The organism is Bifidobacterium sp. POST2/T3 (B1) (assembly GCF_058197115.1).
Map to the genome: position 1 here is coordinate 1 of NZ_JBVPQK010000278.1, position 3,523 is coordinate 3,523.

Annotated in this window: 5 protein-coding genes; all 5 read left to right on the top strand. The window is 60.6% G+C overall.

Annotation, left to right across the window (positions count from 1 at the left end):
- Positions 1–115 precede the first annotated feature (115 nt).
- Positions 116–1,204, top strand: a complete 1,089-nt coding sequence (locus tag AC0AP0_RS10435) for a TadA family conjugal transfer-associated ATPase (RefSeq protein WP_490430412.1) — start codon at positions 116–118, stop codon at positions 1,202–1,204.
- A 12-nt stretch (positions 1,205–1,216) separates the two neighbouring features.
- Entirely contained in the window at positions 1,217–1,879 is a 663-nt protein-coding gene (locus AC0AP0_RS10440) for a Flp pilus assembly protein TadB (protein WP_490430413.1), read from the top strand.
- Positions 1,870–2,412: a pilus assembly protein gene (locus tag AC0AP0_RS10445; RefSeq protein ID WP_261254471.1), complete on the top strand. Its 543-nt coding sequence runs from the start codon at positions 1,870–1,872 to the stop codon at positions 2,410–2,412. Before AC0AP0_RS10440 ends, AC0AP0_RS10445 begins: the two co-directional genes overlap by 10 nt.
- 330 nt (positions 2,413–2,742) lie before the next feature.
- Positions 2,743–2,979 (top strand): DUF4244 domain-containing protein, encoded by a 237-nt coding sequence (locus tag AC0AP0_RS10450; protein ID WP_046323466.1) that lies wholly within the window; start codon positions 2,743–2,745, stop codon positions 2,977–2,979.
- Positions 2,966–3,343, top strand: a complete 378-nt coding sequence (locus AC0AP0_RS10455) for a TadE family type IV pilus minor pilin (protein WP_490430414.1) — start codon at positions 2,966–2,968, stop codon at positions 3,341–3,343. Before AC0AP0_RS10450 ends, AC0AP0_RS10455 begins: the two co-directional genes overlap by 14 nt.
- Positions 3,344–3,523: the final 180 nt, after the last annotated feature.

Sequence of the window (3,523 nt, forward strand, 5' to 3'; positions counted from 1 at the left end):
GTGCTTACGCCCGGGCTCTTCATCCCCTGGTGGAGCGGATCGCAGGAATGATCGTCGGCGAAAGAAGGGAAGAGCGGGTCTCTTCTCGCGAACCGACTCGGTCTAAGGCTGTCCAATGATCGAGAGGAGCGGGGAAAGCATCGAAGGTTCATTCCCTGATGGTGATTCCGCCCAGCCGCCCACTTTCGGGTACTTGGATGGGCTGGTGAGCGATCCCGCGGTGACTGACATCGCAGTGACCGGACAAGGCGATGTCTGGATCGACCGAGGTGCGGGCATGGAGGAGGTTCTGCTGCGGCCTGGGTTTGCAGGCCCTCGGGCAGTAAGGGACTTTGCTGTGCAGTTATGCGCTCAGCTGGGGCGTCGCCTGGACGATGCTCGACCCATGGCCGATGCCTCCAGCAGGGAGGGGATCAGGGTCCACGCCGTGCTGGCCCCGCTCATTCCAGAAGGCGCTGCCATTTCCATCAGACTGCCCAACAGAAACCCGCCCGGTCTGGAGGAGCTGGTTGCTGGCGGGCTGTGTCCCGCCAGTTGGCTCTTTATCCTTCGGGCGCTAGTGGTCAATCGGGCGACCATTCTGGTGACTGGTGGCACGGGTGCCGGCAAGACCACACTTCTGCGGGCCCTGCTGGGCATGTGTCCACAGGAGCAGCGGCTGGTTGTCGTAGAGGAAGTCCGTGAGCTGGGCCGTATTGCCGGTCATAGGAACTTGGTTTCCCTGGCTGCCAGAGAATCCAACATTGAAGGGGCAGGGGGTGTGGGGCTAGTCGATTTGGTTAAGGCCACACTGCGCATGCGGCCCGATCGGATCATTCTGGGTGAATGCCGGGGAGAGGAGATAGCGGATCTGCTGCGAGCTTTCAATTCTGGTCATCGGGGTGGCATGGCCACTCTGCATGCCGACAATGTAGAACGCGTTCCTGCCAGGTTGGCGGCCTTGGGGCTGCTGGCGGGGCTGGAGCCGAGGGCCTTGGCGGCTCTGGCCCAAGGGGCGTTTGACGTTGTTGTCCACCTGGAACGAACCGGTGGTCATAGACATATCGCTCAGATTGGCCGACTGACGACGACCGTTGACGGTCGGCTTTTGGGGGAGGCTGTCTGTACCTGGCCGGGCCGAGGGGCAGCTACATATGGAACGGCCTGGTCGAAGTTTGCCAGGCAGTGGGGCATTGTGACCAGCGCCTCGGCGAACGCTGCGTAGTTGAGGTGGATTATGAATGGCGAGACTGCAGCTTGGTTGGCTGCGATGATAACGTCTGTTGCCTGTCTGGCCCTGCTTCCGCATAGAGGCGACGTGGCCGCAAGGCTCAAGGCCATGTCAGTCAAGCCCTCTGCACAGTCGGATCGGCCCGGCCTGGCGGTGCTGATCACTTCCCTGCTTGCCTTTGTCGACAATGGAGGCGGTCTGATAGAGGCTTTCGAGGAGGCATCCGGGCGGCGGTTCGCCACCCAAGAGGTCACGCGGGAACGTGTCATGGCCATGTTGGAGAACCGATGCCTGCCTCAGGAACGGGGGCCGACTCTGACAATTATGGCCCAGGCTCTGATGGCCTGTTATGGGCTCAGCGCCATCATGGGTTGCCGGGCTTCTGATGGGCTGCGGACCGTGGCGGTTATGCAGAGGCGGCGGGCGGCGCTAGATGAGGCCCGGGAAAAAGCCTTTGCTGTGCCCAGGGCCACGATCCGCCTCTTGTCGACCTTGCCGGTGTTGACAATCATCATGGGCGAGTTCATGGGTGCGCGACCGTTGACCTTCCTATGTCGCCCCGGCCCGGGAACCATATGTCTGATTCTTGGAGCGGCCTTCTATGTTGTTGGTCTGGTTTGGATACATCAGCTGATGAACGATCTGGGCATGGAGGATCTATGGATTTGAAACCGCTGATTGCCGCTCTGTCGACCGTCCTGGCTCTTCTGCTCATGGAATTTGACGGTTTGGGTGAGCGATTAGCCGAAGAGCAGGCATCAACTCCGCCGTTGAGCCTGGTATTGGCCTTGCTGGGGGTCGCTGTTCGTCAGGGGGCTTCTCTGCCCAGAGCCCTGGGTGTTATTGGCGGGCTGTTGCCAGGCTCTTATGGGCTTCGGATGGTTCAAGTGGCTCACCTGCTCGGACGTGGCAACGGATGGGATCTATCCTGGTCGGGAGCGATCGGCGATCCTGATTACGGGCAGTCCATGCAGGTCCTGGCTGACTGTTTGGAGCCGTCATGGCGTTTGGGATCATCGCCTCTGACGCGTATCGAGACAACCATCCGTCAGCTGGATCACCATGCCCGCAGCGCGCTGGCCCAGACCACGGCGACGATCGCGGTCAGGCTGCTGGTGCCGACCGGGCTGTGTATTCTGCCGGCCTTCGTGCTGATCGGAGTCATCCCTTGCATTGCGGCCTTTGCGGGTGGGATGTCCTGATGGTGTGGAGCTCTCACGGGCACAGTTGTCCACAGGTTGCCGATGCAGGTCCACTCGTCCACATGTATCTGACAAGGCGACAGAGATGTGCTGGAACGGGCACAGTGAAAGGTATCGGATGCCGATTCTTTGAGGAATGGCTATTCGCCGGGGTGGGGAAGACAAGGAAAGACAAAGGTGAGAACGATGACATATCCACAAGAGGTTGCAACGGTCTTCCATCTACAGACAAGGCAGGCAGGAGGCCAATTGGTGTCGGCTACGACATGGTCTGCTGCAGGTGCCGGATCACAATGGTTGCAAAGAATAAGGCAACGTTCCAGCAGGTTCATGACGGCTTTGTACGTTCGCATCAGCCAGGCTATGGATTCTGGAGTGCGTGCCCTGCATGCGCGGCTGAGCGTGGTTCTGGCTAGGCCTGAATCCGGGGCCATCACTGCTGAATACGCCGTGATCATGGTGGCGGCCGCCACGCTGGCCGGTGTATTGCTGGCAATTGTCAAATCCCCTTCCACACGCACTTTGTTGATGGGGCTGGTGAAGAAGGCGCTCAGTGCCGTCGGCTGAAAGACGGTATGGACGGAGACGAGGGTGGCGATCCGATAATGGCACGGTAACGGCCGAGTTCGCCATCATTCTTCCTGCTGTCATGGTCCTGGCTCTCATACTGCTAACGCTGACCCAGACGATCAGGATTGGCATGGTCTGTCAGGATGCGGCCAACGCGGCTGCCAGAGACCTGATCGTCACTCGCGGCAAGAGCGATTCCCAAGAGCTGGTGCACCGGCTGGCTGGGCCGCATGCCCAGGTGAGGCTGAGCCCATCAGCCGGACAGACGGCAGTCAGGGTGTCATGCCCAGTGGTTGCCGGCCCAATGGGCGTGCTGCCTGCACAGGTCCATGGCACTGCCGTGGCCATCTGGGAGGAATGAGCCATGCCCGGACATGCCAGAAAGACGCGCCTGAAGCGTTCCGGTTCATGGATAAGGGGTTCGGATCCGGGTTCCGGCACGGTTCTGGGCATCATGCTGATGACTCTGGTCGGCCTGGGTCTGGTTCTGGCGGCGCTTCTGGGCAATCTCATGATCTGCCGGACGCGTGCACGTACCGGT

Excerpts from the sequence above, each read along its gene's own strand:
- AC0AP0_RS10450 (WP_046323466.1), top strand. The coding sequence starts at position 2,743 with ATGACGGCTTTGTACGTTCGCATCAGCCAGGCTATGGATTCTGGAGTG.
- AC0AP0_RS10440 (WP_490430413.1), top strand. The coding sequence starts at position 1,217 with ATGAATGGCGAGACTGCAGCTTGGTTGGCTGCGATGATAACGTCTGTT.
- AC0AP0_RS10445 (WP_261254471.1), top strand. The coding sequence starts at position 1,870 with ATGGATTTGAAACCGCTGATTGCCGCTCTGTCGACCGTCCTGGCTCTT.
- AC0AP0_RS10435 (WP_490430412.1), top strand. The coding sequence starts at position 116 with ATGATCGAGAGGAGCGGGGAAAGCATCGAAGGTTCATTCCCTGATGGT.